The 17,796-nt window shown below is 74.0% G+C and carries 15 protein-coding genes; 11 read left to right on the top strand and 4 right to left on the bottom strand.

The window, feature by feature from the left end; translation table 11 throughout:
- Positions 1-3: 3 nt before the first annotated feature.
- Genes ACN260_RS28555 through ACN260_RS28575 form a run of 5 tightly spaced genes read left to right on the top strand, consistent with a single transcriptional unit; the run spans position 4 to position 4,688 of the window.
- A complete protein-coding gene (locus tag ACN260_RS28555; RefSeq protein WP_422753877.1) occupies positions 4-756 on the top strand; it encodes an NUDIX hydrolase in 753 nt (250 codons plus the stop codon).
- On the top strand, positions 753-1,742 hold the full coding sequence (locus tag ACN260_RS28560; protein WP_422753878.1) for a serine/threonine protein kinase: 990 nt from the start codon (positions 753-755) through the stop codon (positions 1,740-1,742). Before ACN260_RS28555 ends, ACN260_RS28560 begins: the two co-directional genes overlap by 4 nt.
- 10 nt (positions 1,743-1,752) lie before the next feature.
- A complete protein-coding gene (locus tag ACN260_RS28565) occupies positions 1,753-2,712 on the top strand; it encodes a hypothetical protein (RefSeq protein ID WP_422753879.1) in 960 nt (319 codons plus the stop codon).
- Positions 2,709-4,022, top strand: a complete 1,314-nt coding sequence (locus ACN260_RS28570; protein ID WP_422753880.1) for an adenylosuccinate synthetase — start codon at positions 2,709-2,711, stop codon at positions 4,020-4,022. Before ACN260_RS28565 ends, ACN260_RS28570 begins: the two co-directional genes overlap by 4 nt.
- Before the next feature lie 48 nt (positions 4,023-4,070).
- The gene (locus ACN260_RS28575; protein WP_422753881.1) at positions 4,071-4,688 is read left to right on the top strand and encodes a DedA family protein; all 618 of its coding nucleotides are present in this window, start codon (positions 4,071-4,073) and stop codon (positions 4,686-4,688) included.
- Positions 4,689-4,748: 60 nt separating this feature from the next.
- On the opposite strand, the gene ACN260_RS28580 is transcribed toward ACN260_RS28575, so the two are convergent.
- The gene (locus tag ACN260_RS28580; RefSeq protein ID WP_422753882.1) at positions 4,749-5,387 is read right to left on the bottom strand and encodes a TetR/AcrR family transcriptional regulator; all 639 of its coding nucleotides are present in this window, start codon (positions 5,385-5,387) and stop codon (positions 4,749-4,751) included.
- Between the two features lie 78 nt (positions 5,388-5,465).
- Between ACN260_RS28580 and ACN260_RS28585 the strand changes: the two genes are divergently transcribed.
- The 4 genes from ACN260_RS28585 to ACN260_RS28600 all read left to right on the top strand — a co-directional run bounded on the left by ACN260_RS28585 (position 5,466) and on the right by ACN260_RS28600 (position 10,137).
- A complete protein-coding gene (locus ACN260_RS28585) occupies positions 5,466-5,918 on the top strand; it encodes an SCP2 sterol-binding domain-containing protein (protein WP_422753883.1) in 453 nt (150 codons plus the stop codon).
- Between the two features lie 2 nt (positions 5,919-5,920).
- Positions 5,921-7,135: an acyl-CoA dehydrogenase family protein gene (locus ACN260_RS28590; RefSeq protein WP_422753884.1), complete on the top strand. Its 1,215-nt coding sequence runs from the start codon at positions 5,921-5,923 to the stop codon at positions 7,133-7,135.
- 149 nt (positions 7,136-7,284) lie between these two features.
- The gene (locus tag ACN260_RS28595) at positions 7,285-8,850 is read left to right on the top strand and encodes an AMP-binding protein (RefSeq protein WP_422753885.1); all 1,566 of its coding nucleotides are present in this window, start codon (positions 7,285-7,287) and stop codon (positions 8,848-8,850) included.
- Between the two features lie 93 nt (positions 8,851-8,943).
- Positions 8,944-10,137 (top strand): serine hydrolase domain-containing protein, encoded by a 1,194-nt coding sequence (locus tag ACN260_RS28600; protein ID WP_422753886.1) that lies wholly within the window; start codon positions 8,944-8,946, stop codon positions 10,135-10,137.
- Positions 10,138-10,286: 149 nt separating this feature from the next.
- Here ACN260_RS28600 and purD read toward each other — a convergent pair whose 3' ends face one another.
- The 3 genes from purD to ACN260_RS28615 form a co-directional block, all read right to left on the bottom strand.
- Positions 10,287-11,537, bottom strand: a complete 1,251-nt coding sequence (gene purD, locus ACN260_RS28605) for a phosphoribosylamine--glycine ligase (RefSeq protein ID WP_422753887.1) — start codon at positions 11,535-11,537, stop codon at positions 10,287-10,289.
- Between the two features lie 255 nt (positions 11,538-11,792).
- Entirely contained in the window at positions 11,793-12,719 is a 927-nt protein-coding gene (locus ACN260_RS28610; RefSeq protein ID WP_422753888.1) for a type IV toxin-antitoxin system AbiEi family antitoxin domain-containing protein, read from the bottom strand.
- Positions 12,720-12,922: 203 nt separating this feature from the next.
- On the bottom strand, positions 12,923-14,212 hold the full coding sequence (locus ACN260_RS28615; protein ID WP_422753889.1) for an adenylosuccinate synthase: 1,290 nt from the start codon (positions 14,210-14,212) through the stop codon (positions 12,923-12,925).
- Positions 14,213-14,335: 123 nt separating this feature from the next.
- Between ACN260_RS28615 and ACN260_RS28620 the strand changes: the two genes are divergently transcribed.
- Both ACN260_RS28620 and ACN260_RS28625 read left to right on the top strand, forming a co-directional pair.
- Positions 14,336-15,349, top strand: a complete 1,014-nt coding sequence (locus tag ACN260_RS28620) for a hypothetical protein (protein WP_422753890.1) — start codon at positions 14,336-14,338, stop codon at positions 15,347-15,349.
- Between the two features lie 474 nt (positions 15,350-15,823).
- Positions 15,824-17,782, top strand: coding sequence for a chromosome partitioning protein (locus ACN260_RS28625; protein ID WP_422756862.1), 1,959 nt, complete (start codon positions 15,824-15,826; stop codon positions 17,780-17,782).
- The last annotated feature ends 14 nt before the right edge of the window (positions 17,783-17,796 follow it).

Raw genomic sequence — 17,796 nt, forward strand, 5'->3', positions numbered from 1 at the left:
GCCGTGAACGAGCAGGACTTCCTCGCCGGGTACGACCCCAGCGCCTACCCCGCGACCGCGGTCACCGTGGACGTGGTGGCGCTGACCATCCGCGAGGGCGCGCTGCACCTGCTGCTGATCCGGCGTGGCCAGCCCCCGTACCAGGGGCACTGGGCGCTGCCCGGCGGGTTCGTCCAGCCCGACGAGGACCTCGCCACCGGGGCCCGCCGCGAACTCGCCGAGGAGACCGGCCTCGGCGGCGACCGGCTGTGCCGCGTCCACCTGGAACAACTCGCCAGCTACGGCGCGCCGGAGCGGGACCCCCGGATGCGGATCGTCTCCGTCGCCCACCTCGCCTTCGCCCCCGACCTGCCGGACCCGGTCGCCGACAGCGACGCCGACGAGGCCGGGTGGCTGCCGGTCACCGCCCTGCCCAGCCGGCAGCTCGCCTTCGACCACGCCCGGATCGTCGACGACGGGCTGGAGCGGGCCCGCTCCAAGCTGGAGTACACCCCGCTGGCCACCCGCTTCCTCGGCCCCGAGTTCACCATCGCCGAGCTGCGCGGCGTCTACGAGACGGTCTGGGGACACCCGCTGCACGCCGGCAACTTCCACCGCAAGGTGCTCTCCGTCCCCGGCTTCGTCGAGAGCACCGGCGGCAACACCGAACGCGGCGGTGCCCGGGGCGGTCCCCGGGCCCGGCTCTACCGGTCCGGCGACGCCCGGCTGCTGCACCCGGCGCTGCTGCGCCCCGCCCGGGAGGAGACCGTCCGGTGAGAACCGACGAGGCGATCCGGCTGGTCGCGGCGGCCCGCACCGACGCCGACCTGTTCGGCGTCGACACCCCGGCCCGGCGCTACCGCGAGCTGGTCGCGGCCCTGCACCCCGACCGGCTGGGCGCGCTCGACGCCCGGGTACGCGCCGCCGCCACCGACGCCTTCGTCCAGGTCACCACCCGCTGGCAGGCGACCGGCACCCCCGACCCGGCGACGGTCGTGCTCGGCGGGTACCGGCTCGGGGCGCCCGCCCACGCCGGTGACCTCGCCGACCTCTACGACGTCGGCGCGGACCGGCTGCTCAAGCTTCCCCGCGACCCGGCCGACAACGACCTGATGGCCCGCGAGGCGTACGCGCTGCGGCAGATCGAGGACCGCGGCGACCCGCGCCACCTGCCGTACGTGCCCCGGTTGGTGGACAGCTTCCGGCACCGTGACGCCGCCAGCGGGGCGGAACGCCGGATCAGCGTGCTCGCCGCCGTACCCGGGCTGCACGACCTCGATGCGGTACGCCGGGCGTACCCCGACGGGCTGGACGCCCGGGACGCGGCCTGGATGTGGCGACGGCTGCTGGTCGCCCTCGGCCTGGCCCACCGGGCCGGCGTGGTGCACGGCGCGGTGCTCCCCCGGCACGTGCTGATCGAGCCGGACGCGCACGGCGTGGTGCTCGTCGACTGGTGCTTCTCCGCCGTCGACGGCGGCACCGTCCCGGCGCTGGTCCCCGGCCACGAGGACTGGTACCCGCCGGAGGTCACCGCGCGGCGGCCCGCCGGCCCCGGCACCGACCTGGCGATGGCCGCGACGTGCATGAGCTGGCTGATGGGCGACCGCGCCCCCCGTGAACTGCGCGCCTTCGCCGACGGCTGCCGCCGCCCGGCGCTGGCCGCCCGACCCGACGACGCCTGGCGACTGCTCGGCGAACTCGACGAGGTGCTCGACCGGCTCTACGGGCCGCGCACCTTCCGACCGTTCACCCTCAACCCCTAGGGAGGCTGCCATGGGCAGCGGAATCTGGTCCACCGACGTGTACGACGCCGCCGACCGCTACCGGAAGAAGAAGGGCACCAGCGCCTTCTCCTACAGCGACAGCGGAGCCCGCACCGTGCACCCGGCGCTCGACCCGCGCGGCGCGGTCCGGGAGAGCCGGGACTCCGCCGAGCACCCGCAGTCGACACCCATCGCGGTGCTGTTCGACGTGACCGGCTCGATGGGGCACGTGCCCCGCACCCTCCAGGCCAAGCTGCCGCAACTGCTCGGGCTGCTGCTGCGCCAGGGCTACGCCCGCGACCCGCAGGTGCTGTTCGGCGCGATCGGCGACGCCACCTGCGACCGGGTGCCGTTGCAGGTGGGGCAGTTCGAGTCGGACAACCGGATGGACGACGACCTCGGCCGGATCGTGCTGGAGGGTGGCGGCGGCGGTCAGATGACCGAGTCGTACGAGCTGGCGATGTACTTCATGGCCCGGCACACGGTCACCGACAGCTGGGAGAAGCGGGGCCGGCGCGGCTACCTGTTCATCATCGGCGACGAGCTGGCGTACCCCCGGGTGAACCGGCGGGAGGTGGGCCGGCTGATCGGCGACGACCTCGGCGAGGACGTGCCGCTGCGGCAGATCGTCGACGAGGTGACCCGGCGCTGGGACACCTACTACCTGCTCCCCGCCGGCAGCCACTACGCCGGCAACGCCAAGATGCTCGACTTCTGGCGGGACCTGCTCGGGCAGCGCGCCGTCATCCTCGACGACCTGGACGCGGTCTGCGAGACCATCGCGCTCACCGTCGGCCTCGGCGAGCAGGCCATCGACCTCGACGAGGGGCTGCGCGACCTGGACCGGGCCGGCTCCACCGCCGGCCGCACCGTGTCCAAGGCGCTGGCCCCGCTGGGCGGCGGCCGCCGCGCCGAGGTCTCCACGCTGCCGGCCACGTCGCGCCGGGCCGGTGGGGTGACCCGGCTGTGACCGCCCTCCCCGACCCCGGACAGCCCGGCCGGCACGTGATCGTGGTCGACCTCGGTTACGGCGACGCCGGCAAGGGCACCGTCGTGGACTGGCTCTGCGCGACCCGCCACGTGCACACCGTGGTGCGGTTCAACGGGGGTGCGCAGGCCGCCCACAACGTGCTGCTGCCCGACGGCAGGCACCACACGTTCGCCCAGTTCGGGGCGGGGACGTTCCGCCCGGGGGTGCGTACCCACCTGGCCCGGCAGCAGGTGGTGGACCCGCTGGCGTTGGCCGCCGAGGCCGACCACCTCGCCTCGGTCGGGGTGCCCGACGCCCTCGACCGGCTCACCGTCGACGGGGAGGCGCTGCTGGCCACGCCGTACCACCGGGCGGCGAACCGGCTCCGGGAGATCGCCCGGGGGGCCGCCCGGCACGGCTCCTGCGGGCTGGGGGTGGGCGAGTCCGTCCGGTACGGGCTCGCCCACCCCGACGAGGCGCCCCGGGTGGCCGACTGCCGGGACCCGGAACTGCTGCGCCGCCGGCTCACCGCGCTGCGGGACCGGCTGACCGCCGAACTCGGCCCGCTGGACGCCCCGCCGGTGTCGGACTGCCTGCCGGCGTTCACCGCCTTCGCTGACCGGGTGGCGATCGTCGACCGGTCGTACCTGGCCGGGGTGCTGCGGGCGGGGACCTGCGTCTTCGAGGGGGCGCAGGGGGTGCTGCTGGACGAGTGGCACGGCTTCCACCCGTACACCACGTGGAGCACCACCACCTTCGCCAACGCCGAGACGCTGCTCGCCGAGGCGGGGGCGGCCGGGTCGGCGTACCGGCTGGGGGTGGTGCGGACGGTGACCACCCGGCACGGGCCCGGTCCGCTGGTCACCGAGGACCGGTCGCTGCCGTTGACCGACCCGCGCAACCCGACCAACCCGTGGCAGGGCCGGTTCCGGTTCGGTCACTTCGACGCCGTCGCCCACCGGTACGCCCTGGACGTGGCCGGCGGGGTGGACGGCCTCGCTCTCACCCACCTCGACCTGACCCGCCCCGACCCGGCCCGCCCGGCGCTGAGGCTGTGCCGCCGCTACGACGGGACCGACCGGTTGCCGCCCGGCCCGCCCGGTGACCTGGAGCGGCAGGCGGCCCTCACCGCCCGCCTGCTGACCACCCGCCCGGTGTACGACGCCCCGCCGACCGACTGGCCGGCGGCGGTGTCCGAAGCGCTGGCCGCCCCGGTGGTGCTCACCTCGCACGGCCCCACCGCCGCCGACAAGCGGGAACACGGCAGCTCCGCCGCCGATCCGCTGCCGGTTCCCCAGCCGGCGGCCTGATCCGGCGACTGGGCCCCCGGCCGGGGGCCCAGCGTCGAGCATGAGGGCATGCAGTCGGTGCTCGACCTGCTCCACCACACCGTCACCTCACCCTGGGTGTACCTGGTGATCTTCGTGGTGACCGCGGTCGACGCGTTCTTCCCGGCGGTGCCCGGCGAGACCGTCCTGATCACCGCCGGGGTGTTCGCGGCAAGCGGCGAGCCGAACCTGGTGGCCGTGATCGCGGTGGCGGCCCTCGGCGCGCTCGTCGGCGACCACGTGTCGTACGGCATCGGTCGGGGCGGCGGCGCGGCGCGGCTGGCCCGGCTGCCCGACGGCAGCCGCCGCCGCAGCGGCTCGGACTGGGCCCGTCGGGCGGTGGACCGGCGGGGCGGCTCGATCCTCACCACCTCCCGCTTCGTGCCCGGCGGCCGGACCGCCGTCACCCTGACCATGGGTGCCGTCCGGTATCCGCTCCTGCGCTTCCTGGTGTTCGACGCCGTCGCCGCCACCGTCTGGAGCCTGTACTGCGGGCTGCTCGGCTACTTCGGTGGGCTGGCCTTCGAACGCGATCCGCTGCGGGGGCTGCTCGTCGGCGTCGGGCTCTCGCTGGCCGTCACCGGGTTGTTGGAGCTGGTCCGTTGGATGCGCCTGCGGGCCCGCCGTCGCGCCGCCGCCCACCGCTGACCCCGTTGCGCCGGGACCGGCGGGGCCACGGGCGGAGCCGGGACCGGCGGGCGGGGGCGGTCAGTCCGCCGGGGGACGCCAGGTGACGCCGTCGAGGAGCTGGGCCGCGCCGAGCCAGGCGACGTTCATCATCCGGGTGGCGGTCTTCTCCGGCTCGGCCTCCGGGTGGTCGGCGAGCCAGTCGGCCAGCGACTCGCTCGCGCCGACCAGGGCGTACGCGACGACCTCCAGCTCGGTCGCGGCGACCTCCCGGCCCCGGACGCGCAGCGCGTGGTCGAGCATCCCGGCGACCACGTCGACCAGCCGGGCGCGCATCGCGGCCAGCTCGGCGGCGAACGGCTGGGAGCCGCGGGCCTGCCGGTAGAGCACGGCCCAGCCGTCGCGGTGCGCCCCGACGAAGCCGAAGAAGGCCCGCAGGCCGCGCCAGAGCCGCTGGTCGGGCGGCAGGTCGGGGGCGGCGGCACCGGCGATCGCCAGCATCATCCGGGCGGTCTCCCGGTGCAGGCAGGCGATGAAGAGTTCCTCCTTGGTGCCGAGGTAGGCGTAGACCATCGGCTTGGAGATGCCCGCGTCCTCGGCGATCTCGTCCATGCTGGCGGCGTGGAAGCCGCGCCGGGAGAAGACCTTGACGGCCGCGTCGAGCATCTGCTGCTCGCGTACGGCCCGGGGGAGGCGCTTGAAGCTCGGCGTGCTGGACACCCTTGCGAGCATACCTACTCGTGCGTAAGGTTACGCGGGAGTAACCAGAACCGGTCCGCCCCGAGAGGTGCAACTTCCATGACTGACTTCGACCCGGCCAACTTCGCCAACTTCGGCCCGAAGGAGTTCGCCCAGCTGGTCAAGTCCACCCCGGACGACAAGATCGCCGAGGTGATGTCCGGCGACCTGCGCGGCAAGGTGCTCAGCGAGGTCTTCGGCCGGATGCCGCAGATCTTCCGCGCCGACCGTGCCGGTGCCACCAACGCGGTCATCCACTGGAACATCACCGGCCGCCCCGACGGTGGCGCCGACACCTACGAGATCGTCATCGAGAACGGCACCTGCACCGTCTCGGAGACCCCCACCCGCGACCCGAAGCTCACCCTCAGCATGGGCCCGGTCGAGTTCCTGCGGATCGTCTCCGGCGGAGCCAACCCGGTGATGATGTTCATGACCGGCAAGCTGAAGGCCAAGGGCGACCTGGGCCTGGCCGCCAACATCGCCAACCTGTTCGACATCCCCAAGGCCTGACGATGGCCGAGTTCTCGCTCGACCTGAACGAGGAACAGCGGGACCTGCGGGACTGGGTGCACGGCTTCGCCGCCGAGGTCGTGCGCCCGGCCGCCGCCGAGTGGGACGCCCGGGAGGAGACCCCCTGGCCGATCATCCGGGAAGCGGCGAAGATCGGCCTGTACGGCTTCGAGTTCCTCGCCACCTGCTGGGCCGACCCCACCGGGTTGTCCCTGCCGATCGCCAGTGAGGAACTCTTCTGGGGCGACGCCGGCATCGGGCTGAGCATCTTCGGCAGCTCGCTCGCCGTCGCCGCCATCTACGGCACCGGCACCCCCGACCAGATGGTCGAATGGGTGCCGCAGTGCTTCGGCACGGTTGACGAACCCGCCGTCGCCGCGTTCTGCACCACCGAACCGGAGGCCGGCTCCGACGTCGCGGCCATGCGCAGCAGAGCCGTCCACGACGAGGCCACCGACGAGTGGGTGCTGAGCGGGCAGAAGGCGTACGCCACCAACGGCGGGATCGCCGGGGTGCACGTGGTCACCGCCTCCGTCGCGCCCGACCTGGGCTCGCGCGGGCAGGCCGCGTTCGTCGTACCGCCGGGGACGGCCGGGCTGCACGCGACCCGCAAGCTCAAGAAGCTGGGGCTGCGCGCCTCGCACACCGCCGACGTCTTCCTCGACGACGTCCGGGTGCCCGGCCGCTGCCTGCTCGGCGGGAAGGACGCGCTGGACGAGCGGCTGGCCCGCGCCCGGTCCGGCCATCGGGCCAGCGGCCAGGCCGCGATGCGCACCTTCGAGCTGTCCCGGCCGGCCGTCGGCGCGCAGGCGCTCGGTGTCGCCCGCGCCGCCTACGAGTACGCCCTCGACTACGCGAGGGACCGGGTCCAGTTCGGCCGGCCGATCATCGAAAACCAGGCCGTCGCGTTCGCCCTGGCCGACATGAAGACGGAGATCGACGCCGCCCGGCTGCTGGTCTGGCGGGCGGCCTGGATGGGCCGGAACAACCGGCCGTTCACCGCCGGCGAGGGCTCGATGTCCAAGCTCAAGGCGGGCGAGGTGGCCGTCTCGGTGACCGACAAGGCGGTGCAGCTCCTCGGCGGGGCCGGCTTCCTGCGTGACCACCCGGTCGAACGCTGGTACCGGGACGCCAAGATCTACACCATCTTCGAGGGCACCTCCGAGATCCAACGGCTGGTCATCTCCCGGGCCATCTCCGGCGTCCAGATCCGCTGACCGTCGCCACCGGTCGACCGCCCGGTCACCGCCCGTCCACCACGGGCGACGCCGACTGGGCGGTCGGCCGTCAACGACGCATGATCGGAAAGGAATCCCTGGTGAGGGCCCCGGCCGGCCCCACGTCGCACCCCGAAGGAGGTCGCCGGATGGACCTGCCGTTCATCGTGGCCACACTGACCAGGCGGGGACTGCTCACCCCCGGGCACCCCGTCCGGGTCGCCTCACAACTCGCCGCGCTGCGCCAGTGGGGCTGGGGCATGGCCGGCGAACTGCGGCAGGCCGCCGCCCGCGACCCGGGCCGGGTCGCCGTCGTCGACGAGCACGGCCACGAACTCACCTACCGGGAACTGCTCGACCGGGCCGAACGGCTCGCCCGGTCGATGCGCAGCGTGCTCGGCGTACAGGCCGGGGACCGGGTCGGGCTGCTGTGCCGCAACCACCACGGGCTGATCGAGGGCATCGTCGCCGCCACCCTGCTCGGCGCGGACGCGGTGCTGGTCAACACCGGACTGTCCGCCGCGCAGCTCGCCACCGTCGCCGAGGAGCAACGGCTGCGGTTGCTGGTGCACGACACCGAGTTCGCCGAGCGGGTCCTGGGTGTCCCCGCCGAGGTGCACCGGGTCGACGAACCCGGCCTCGACGCCCTGGTCGCCGCCGCGCTCCCCGCCGACCGGCTCGCCCCGCCCGCCCACGACGGCCGGACCATCGTGCTGACCTCCGGCACCACCGGCACACCCAAGGGTGCCCGCCGGCCCGTCCCGAACGGCTTCGGCCCGCTGGTGTCCATCATCGACCGCATCCCGCTGCACACCCACGACACCGTGCTGATCGCCGCCCCGATCTTCCACACCTGGGGGTACGCGGCCCTCCAGGTCGCCTTCGCGCTGCGCGCCACGATCGTGCTGCACCGCCGGTTCGACCCGGCCGCCACGCTGGACGCACTCGTGACCCACCGGTGTCAGGCGCTGTTCGCCGTACCGGTGATGGTGCAGCGCCTGCTCGACGTGCCGCCACCGGAGCCCCGGCCGGCGCTGAAGGTGGTCGCGGTCAGCGGCTCGGCGCTGCCCGGCGGCCTCACCACCCGGTTCATGGAGACCTACGGCGACGTCCTCTACAACCTGTACGGCTCCACGGAGGTCTCCTGGGCCGCCATCGCCGGCCCCGCCGAGCTGCGCCGGGCCCCCACCACCGCCGGTCGCCCCCCGCACGGCACCCGCCTGGAGATCGTCAACGACGACGGGAAACCGGTGCCGGCCGGGCGGGTCGGCCGGATCCTCGTCGGCAACGAGATGCTGTTCGAGGGCTACACCTCGGGGGCCCGCCGGGAGATCCACGACGGGCTGCTCGACACCGGTGACCTCGGCCGGGTCAACGCCGACGGGCTGCTCTTCGTCGACGGCCGTGCCGACGACATGATCGTCTCCGGCGGGGAGAACGTGTTCCCGTCCGAGCTGGAGGACCTGCTCACCCGGCTGCCGCAGGTCCGTGAGGCCGCCGTACTCGGCGTACCGGACCCGCAGTACGGGCAGCGGCTGGCCGCGTTCCTCGCCCTGCACCCCGGCGAGACCCTGGACCCCGAGGCGGTACGCGAGTACGTCCGGCGCTACCTGGCCCGGTTCTCCGTACCCCGGGACGTGATCTTCGTGAAGTACCTGCCCCGCAACGCCACCGGCAAGGTGCTCACCCGGGAACTCCGCCGCTACTACGGCTGATCCTCCCCGGGTGGTCCCCCGAGCCGACGATCGGGGTGCGGCGGGGGACTCTCCCCGATGTCGCCGCTCCCCGTGACCGGCAGGCTCGACGCCATGAAGATCATGAATCGACGGGCCGTGCTCGTCGCCTCGACGCTCGGTGCCCTGCTCGCCGTCGCAGCCCCGGGGACGCTCGCCGTCGCAGCCCCCTCTCCCGTCTCCGCCGGTGACCGGCGCGGGGCTGCGGGCTGCCGGCCCGGCACCCTCGACCCGACCCCGGTCCGGCAGGCGATAGCCGGGTTACCCGACGCCGACGCGACCAGCGCCCAGGTCCGGATCACCACGCCCGACGGCTGCTGGACCGGCACCACCGGCGTGCGGGACCTGCGCGGCCGGACCCCCGTACCGCCGCACGCCCGGTTCCGGGTGGGCAGCGTCACCAAGGCGTTCACCGCCGCCATCGTGCTGCAACTCGCGGCCGAGGACCGGATCGACCTCGACGCGTCGGTGCAGCGGCTCCTGCCCGGTCTGCTTCCCGCCGACTACCCGCCGGTCAGCGTCCGGCAACTGCTCGACCACACCAGCGGCCTGCCCAGCCCCCGCGTGCCGGACGACATCGAATGGCAGCTCGCCCACCGGTACGACAGATGGACCCCACGACAGCTGGTCCGGCTCGGGCTGGAGAACCCCCGCGAGTTCGACCCCGGCACGAGGCAGCACTACACCAACATGGGTTACATCGTCGCCGGGCTGCTCATCGAGAAGGTCACCGGTCACCCGTTCGCGACGGAACTGGACCGGCGCATCGCCCGGCCGCTCGGCCTGAAGGACACGTACGCGCCGGGCGACGACCCGCGCCTCCGGGGCCCGCACGCCCACGGGTACCAGGCGGTCGTCCGCGACGGTCGGACCGAACTGGTCGACGTCACCACCTGGAGCCAGACCTTCACCCCGGCCGCCGGCAACGTCATCTCCAGCCTGACCGACCTGGACACCTTCCTCACCGCGCTGTTCGCCGGCCGGGTCGTGCCGCCGGCCCAGCTCGGCACGATGTTCACCCTGCCGGGCGTGCCGGACGTCGGTGGCGGGCCGGCCCGCTACAGCGCCGGGCTCACCGCGTTCCCACTGCCCGACGGCGAAACCCTGTGGATCAAGACCGGCTCCCGGTACGGCTACCTCGCCGGGGTCGCCTCCACCCGGGACGGCCGGTTCCGGGTGGAATACTCGATCACCAGCACCGACGCCAAGGGCGAGGAACTCAGCGCCACCGCCCAACGGGTCATCGCCGCCGCCCTGTCCCTGCTCTGACCGCCGACCCGACGGGGCACGACCCGACCGGGGCCGGCACTGCGGGCCGTTGATCGCGGTGGTGGTCGGGCCGGGAGGGTGGCCGGCCGCTCCCGTGTCGTGCCACGCCCGGCGTCGGGCGGGCGCTCCGGCAGTCGCCCCGGCTGTGGTCAGTCCGGAACGGTGATCCGGCCGTCGATCGCGGTGGCGGCGATGTCGGTGCGGTGGTGCGAGCCGGCCAGCTCAATGCCGCGTACCAGGGCGTAGGCGGCGTCCCGGGCGGCGGTCAGGTCCGGCCCGGTGGCCGTACCGCAGAGGACCCGGCCGCCGGCGGAGAGCAACGCGCCGTCGGCGGCCCGGCGGGCGGTACCGGCGTGGATGACGCCCGGGTGGTCGGCGCCGGTGATCACGTCACCGGTACGCGGGGTCGCCGGGTAACCCTCGGCGGCCACCACCACCGTGACGGCCGCACCGTCCCGCCACCGCAGCGGCGGGTGCGCGGCCAGCGTTCCCGTCGCCGCAGCGTGCAGCAGCCCGCCCAGCGGGGTCTCCAGCAGCGCCAGCACCACCTGCGTCTCCGGGTCGCCGAAGCGGGCGTTGAACTCGATCACCCGGGGGCCGGCGGCGGTGAGCGCCAGCCCGACGTAGAGCAGCCCGGCGAACGGGGTGCCCCGGCGGCGCATCTCGGCCAGCGTCGGGTGGACCACGTCGGCCAGCACCTCGTCGACCAGGCCCGGCGGTGCCCACGGCAGCGGCGCGTACGCCCCCATGCCGCCGGTGTTCGGGCCGGTGTCGCCGTCACCGACCCGCTTGAAGTCCTGCGCCGGCAGCAGCGGCAGGGCCGCCTCACCGTCGGTCACCACGAACAGGGAGACCTCGGGGCCGGACAGGTACTCCTCGATCACCACCCGACCGCACTCCTGCGCGTGCCGCAGCGCGACGTCCCGGTCGTCGGTGACCACCACGCCCTTGCCGGCGGCCAGCCCGTCGTTCTTCACCACGTACGGCGTGCCGAACTCGTCAAGCGCCCGCCCGACGCTCTGTGCGTCCGTGCAGGTGTACGCGCGGGCGGTCGGCACCCCGGCCGCCGTCATGACCTCCTTGGCGAAGGTCTTGGAGCCCTCCAACCGGGCCGCCTCGGCCGACGGACCGAAGACGGGGACACCCTTGGCGCGTACCGCGTCGGCGACCCCGGCGACCAGCGGGGCCTCCGGCCCGATCACCACCAGGTCGGCACCGACCTCCACGGCCAGCGCCGCCACCGCGGCGGGATCGGCCGGATCGACCTGCCGTAGCTCCGCCACCCCCGCGATCCCCGGGTTACCGGGTGCCGCGAACAGGACCTCGACCGCCGGATCCCCGACCAACCCCAGCGCGAGCGCATGCTCCCGCCCGCCACCACCCAGAAGAAGTACGCGCACGGCGACGAATCCTACCCACCACCCCCACCCTCCCCTCCCCCCTGCCCCGCACCCCCGCCCCGCCCCCGCCCCGCCTCTCCCGCCCCGCCCCGGCTTTCCCCGGCTTTCCCCGGCTTTCCCCGGTGATCAAGAGGTTTGCGTCACGTTGAAGATCGACTTTGACGCAAACCTCTTGGTCAACTGACGCGGAGCTCTTGATCACCGAACGAGGGGGCGGGCCGGGTGTGGGGTGAGCCGGGCGTGGCGCTCGACGAGCTAGGGGCGGGAACGGGTGAGGGCCATGGCCTGGCGAACGGTGTGCGGGATGTAGTCCGGGCGCAGCGCGTCGGACCAGGTGAACCGGAGCACCCGCCAACCGGCGTTGACCAGGCGGTTCTGTCGGCGACGGTCGGCGAACAGGGCCTCCGGGGTGCCGTGTGGGCCCGCCCCGTCGGCCTCGGCGATCAACCGCGCCGCCCGCCACCCGAGGTCACCGATGCCGAGCAGGTGACCGTCCCTGTCCCGGACCTCCTGTTGCAGCACGTCGGGCGGGACTCCGCCGTCGACGCAGCGCAGCCGCGACCAGGTCTCCAGTGGTGACTGGGCGCGGCCGTCCACCTCGGCGAGGTGGCCACGGGCGGCTGTGGCACCCCGGCGAGCCCGGACGAGTGCCGGCGCGGTGGCCAGGTCCTCCGGGGTGACGAGCCCCCGGTTCAGCGCCGAGTCGAGTACGGACACCGCCGGGTACCGGTCGAGCCGGAGAATCATGTCCGTCACCGTGCGCAGCGGCGAGGTGGTGGGAATGCCGGCCACGTCGACGACGTCGCCCGGGGCCACGGTGAACTGGTGGACGACGAGCACGGGTTCGGTGTGCCGTTGCGGCCGGGGCCGGTCCACCGGCACCGACACATGGACGGCGGATCGGCGTGGCCCGGCGATGTCGTGCAGCGCGAGGGCACTGTCGAGGACGGCGAAGGCTCCGGGGCCGAGGCTCGTCACCGCCGCCCGGATGCGGGCCCGCCAAGCGACCGCGTCCGGTGGCTGCCCGGCGGGGGCGTAACAACCACGGGACAGCCGCGTCCACCGCCCGGAGCGGCAGAGTTGCCGGACATGGTCGCGGGTCAGCCCGGCCGCGAGGGCCTGCGACGCGGTGACCATGCCGTCCTGCCCGAGGGCGACCCGACGGAGAATTTCGAGCGGCATCACCCTGCCACCCTCACGCCCTACCCGCCCCCACTTCCACCCCTGTGGATAACCCTGTGGACAACCCCCGGGTTTCCACAGGTGATCAAGAGGTTTGCGTCACCGGAAGGCGAATCCGTGACGCAAACCTCTTGATCATCGGGGCACAGCGGGACCGGGCACAGCGGGGCCGCGCGCAGAGCGGGGAGGGGAAGCGGGGAGGGTCAGGGGAGGAGAGGGTGGCGGACGACGTTCTCCTCGCGGCCGGGGCCCACGCCCACCACGCTGACCCGGGTGCCGGTGATCTCCTCGATGCGGGCGATGTAGCGGCGGGCGTTCTCCGGCAGCTCGTCCTCGGTGCGCGCCTTGCTGATGTCCTCCCACCACCCGTCGTGCTCTTCGTAGATCGGGGTGGCGTGGTGGAAGTCGGTCTGCGTCATCGGCATGTCGTCGAAGCGCTCACCGTTGATCTCGTACCCGACGCAGAGCGGGACCTTGGACAGACCGGTGAGCACGTCCAGCTTCGTGACGACCAGGTCGGTGACGCCGTTGAGGCGGCACGCGTACCGGGCCACGACGGCGTCGAACCAGCCGCACCGGCGTTCCCGGCCGGTGGTGGTGCCGTACTCGTGGCCGACCTTGCGCAGGTGCTGGCCGTTGTCGTCGAACAGCTCGGTCGGGAACGGTCCGGACCCCACCCGCGTGGTGTACGCCTTGCTCACCGCGATCACCCTGTTGATCGCGGTGGGCGGGATGCCGGCACCCACGCACGCCCCACCGGCCGTCGGGTTCGACGAGGTCACGAAGGGGTACGTGCCGTGATCCATGTCGAGCATGGTGGCCTGGGCACCCTCCAGCAGCACCGTCTCGCCCCGGTCCAGGGCGTCCCAGAGCATCACCCGGGTCTCGGCGATGTACGGCCGCAGCCGCTCGGCGTACCGCAGGTACTCCTCGACGGTCTCGTCGACGTCGATCGCCTTGCGGTTGTAGACCTTGAACAGCAGCTGGTTCTTCTCGCGCAGCGCGAGTTCCAGCTTCTTGCGCAGGATGCCCGGGTCGAGCAGGTCCTGGAGCCGGATGCCCATCCGGGCGACCTTGTCGCCGTACGCCGGGCCGATGCCGCGCCCGGTGGTGCCGATCCGGGCCGAGCCGAGGTAGCGCTCCACCACCCGGTCCAGCGCGCGGTGGTGCGGCATGATCAGGTGCGCGTCGCCGGAGATCCGCAGCCGGGACACGTCCACCCCACGCTCGGCGAGCCCGTCGATCTCGGCGAGCAGCACCTTCGGGTCGACCACCACCCCGTTGCCGATGACGATCATCGCGCTCGGGGAGAGCGCGCCTGACGGCATCAGGTGCAGTGCGTACTTCTGCCCGTCCGGCGTGATCACCGTGTGGCCGGCGTTGTTGCCGCCGGAGTAGCGCACGACGTAGTCGACCCGCTCACCCAGCAGGTCGGTAACCTTGCCCTTGCCCTCGTCGCCCCACTGAGCACCGATGAGCACGATCGCTGGCATCTTTTCCGCCTCCAGAAGGCTCGGGTGCCAGGTGGCGACCGGTTGGCGAGCCCGGGGTGTCAGGCTAACAAGTAGAAACGGCGTGGCCGGCAGGGGTTCACGTCGCGAGGCAGGAGGCCCGCAGTGTACGACGTGGTGCTGCTCACCCTCGGCTCCGAGCGGGACGCTCCCGGCGGGGGCTGCGGCAGCGGCGACGCCTGCTGCGGCGGTGCTGCCGAGGCCACCGGGAAACCGGCCGGGCCGCCGGAGGGAGAGCGCTGCGAGACGCCACGCGTACCGGTGCTGGCCTGCGCGGACGCGTTGACCGCGCGGGGTGCCCGGGTGGAGACCGTCGTCGCCCGCTCCGACGCCGGGGTCGACGAGGTGCTGGCCCGGCTGGACGCCCCGGCCCGCCCCGACGGCCTCACCTGGCCCGACCCGGACAGCAAGGTCCGGCTGGTCGTCGCCGTCGCCAGCGACGCCCAGTTGCGCGCCGTCGTGCGTCGGCTCGTCCGCCGGTACGCCCCACCGCCCAGCCGCCGGCCCGCCGAGCTGGCCGGCAACCGTACGGTGCCCGACCTGCCGCCGATCGGCGTACTTCCGCTCGATCCTGCCCGGGGTGGCCCGCACCGTGACCTGGCCGCGCAGCTCGGCCTGCCCCGGGACCCGGCGGCGGTGGCGGCGGCCGTGCTCGACGGCGGGGTACGCCGGCTCGACCTGCTGCGCAACGACGGCGGTTCGGTGACCCTGGACGGGGCACTGCTCGGTGCCGCCGACGAGGCGGGCCGGCCGCTGCACTGGCGGGGTCGGGTGGAGGTGGACGACGCGGTGCTCTCCGACGGCGCGGACCCCATCCTGGCCTGCGCGATCGGCAACGCCGGCGGCTACGCCACCCTCGACTCGCTGCCGCTGCTCACCGCCCCCGATCCGGCCGACGGCCGGGTGGAGGTCGCGGTGGCCGTTCCCGTGCCCACGCGCCCGAGGTTGGGTAGGAAGAAGAAGATCCGGTACGAGGTCCGGCGGGCCCGGGGCCGGGCGGTGGCGGTGATCCCCCGGGACGAGCGGGTGCCCTTCCTCGACGACGGGGTCGAGGGTGAGCTGAGTCGCAAGCGGTCCTGGTGGACCGAGCCCGGGGCCTGGGCGGTCTTCACCGGCTGACCGTTCCCCGCGTCCGTCACCCGGCGTAACGGGAACGGGACGGCCTATCCTCGGCGGGAGGAGTGGGGAGGATCCGTGGTGGACGACAACGCCGACCGGGCCGGACAGCCCGGCCAGCAGCCGGGGCCGGAGCGGGACATCGAACCCCTCTGGCCGCCCGACCCCGTCGAGCCGGTGCCGCACTGGGCCGCCGAGCCCACGCCGGTCTACCCGCCGACGGCGTACCCGTCACTGGCGGCGGAGGTCGCGCCCCTGCCGACCGACGGCGGCTGGGCCCCACCCGGCGACGGCTGGGTGCCCGACCTGCCGGAGCCGACCCCCTCGACCCGCCTTCCCCCGAGCTACGACGACTCCCCCGGCTACGACCCCCCACCCGGGTACGACCCTGCCGGGCACGCCGCCCCGGCGGATCGTGCCGGTGCGGGCCGGGTGACCGCACCGGCCGGTGGGGCGGGTCCGGGCCGGACCGGGCGGGTGGATCTCGACCTGCCCTTCACGTTGGACCCGTCGCTCGGCGGTCCCCCGGCACCGCCGGCCCCCGTCGCTCCGCCGCCCGGGTCCCGGCCCGGACCCGGCGCGTCCACGGCTGCCGCGCCGGTCGGGCCGGGACCGTCGACGCCGGCCGTTCCACCCGCCGGGCCAGGTCACGAGCCCGGACCGTCGACGGCGGCTGCTCCGACGCCCCCGCCGAACAGTTCATCCCGTCCCGTCCCGCCATCGCCGCCGCGCAACGGGAGCGTCGTGGCCCACGGAGATGACCCGACCGAGTTGAATCTCGGAAGGTTCGGACCCCCGACGGGGCCGACATCCTCCAAGATCCAGCAGGCCGGTCCGGCGGTCGCGGCGGCGGTGCCGGCACAGGCCACGGGGCGGGGCGAGTCACCGTGGGCATTGCCGCCCCAGCGGCTCTCCACCGGGGCCGACGAGCCCGACCGGGCCACCGGTCCGGCCACCGCACCGGTACGCGGGCCCGACCACCCGCAGGCGCCGACCACAGCCGGCGGAACGCCCCATCCGGCACCTGCCGGGCCGCCGTCGCTCCCACCGACCGCACTGCCGCCGGTCGCCGGCCCCGGAGGGTTCCGAGCCACCCCCGGCGACGCCGGCCGGGATGATCCGGAACCGGGCCGGCCCGAGCCGGGCGGGCCGACGCCACCGGGCCAGCCCGAGCAGCCGGCACCCGGCCTGTCGCTGCCCGAGCAGCCGGCACCCGGTTACCCGACGCCCGGACAGCGACCCGGACCGGAACAGCCGGCCGCCGGACCGTCGCAGCCGCCAGGGCAACAGGCCGGACCACAGCAGGCAGCGGGGCAGTCGGCTCCGGGACCGCAACCGGCGGAACAGCCCGGACCGGGGCAGCAGGTGACGGGCGGGTGGTACCGGCCGTCCTGGCCGGAGCCGTCGACCTCGGGCGGGACACCTCCGGCGTCCCCGTCCGCGCCGGTCTATCCCGATCCGCTCGCCCCGGTCAGCTATCCCGAGATGGGGTGGTCGCCGGAGAGCGGGATCGCGCCGACCGCCGAGGACTTCGCCCGCCGCCGGCAGATCCGGCCGGCCGAGCCGGTCGCCACGATGGGCGTCCGGGCCATGGTCAACAGGATCGGCCTGGTGAAGCTCCCCCCGGGGCAGCACGAGCAGGAGGTGAAGCGGGACATCGAGATGGTGCGCCGCAACTTCGGCGGGCTGCGCCAGGTGACCGTGGTCAATCCCAAGGGTGGGGCCGGCAAGACGGTGGCCATCCTGCTGCTCGCGATGACCTTCGGGCAGAAGCGCGGGGGTTACGTGCTGGCCTGGGACAACAACGAGACCCAGGGCACCCTGGGGATGCGGGCGCAGCAGGACTTCCACTCCCGTACGGTGCGCGACATGCTGCGGGACCTCGGGCAGTTCCAGGGGCCGCACGGCCGGATCGGCGACCTGTCGCAGTATGTCCGCTCGCAGGGCGAGGGGATGTTCGACGTGCTCGCCTCGGACGAGTCGGCCACCGGGGGCGAGATGCTGACGGCGGCGGCGTTCGCCGAGATCCGCGAGGTGGTGAGCCGGTTCTACAAGTTGATCTTCGTGGACACCGGGAACAACGTCCGGGCGCAGAACTGGCAGGCCGCGATGGACGCCACCGACCAGTTGGTGGTCACCATGTCGGCCCGTAACGACTCGGCGGAGACGGCCGCCCGGATGCTCGACCACCTGGAGCAGAGCGGCCGGCACCGGCTGGTCCGGCAGGCGGTGACGGTGGTGTCGATGCCCCCGTCACGTAAGGAGATCGACCTGCCGGCCATCCAGGAGCACTTCGCCGCCCGGACGAGGGCGGTACTGCTCGCGCCGTACGAGCGGCTGATCGACACCGGCGAGCCGATCCGGTACGGCGGGCTCTCCTCGGCCACCCGGGACGCCTGGCTGAAGATCGCGGCGGCGGTGGCCGAGGGCCTCTGACCCTGCTCGGCCGG

Origin of the sequence: Micromonospora sp. WMMD708, from assembly GCF_049315245.1 — a bacterium.
Taxonomy (GTDB): domain Bacteria; phylum Actinomycetota; class Actinomycetes; order Mycobacteriales; family Micromonosporaceae; genus Micromonospora; species Micromonospora wenchangensis.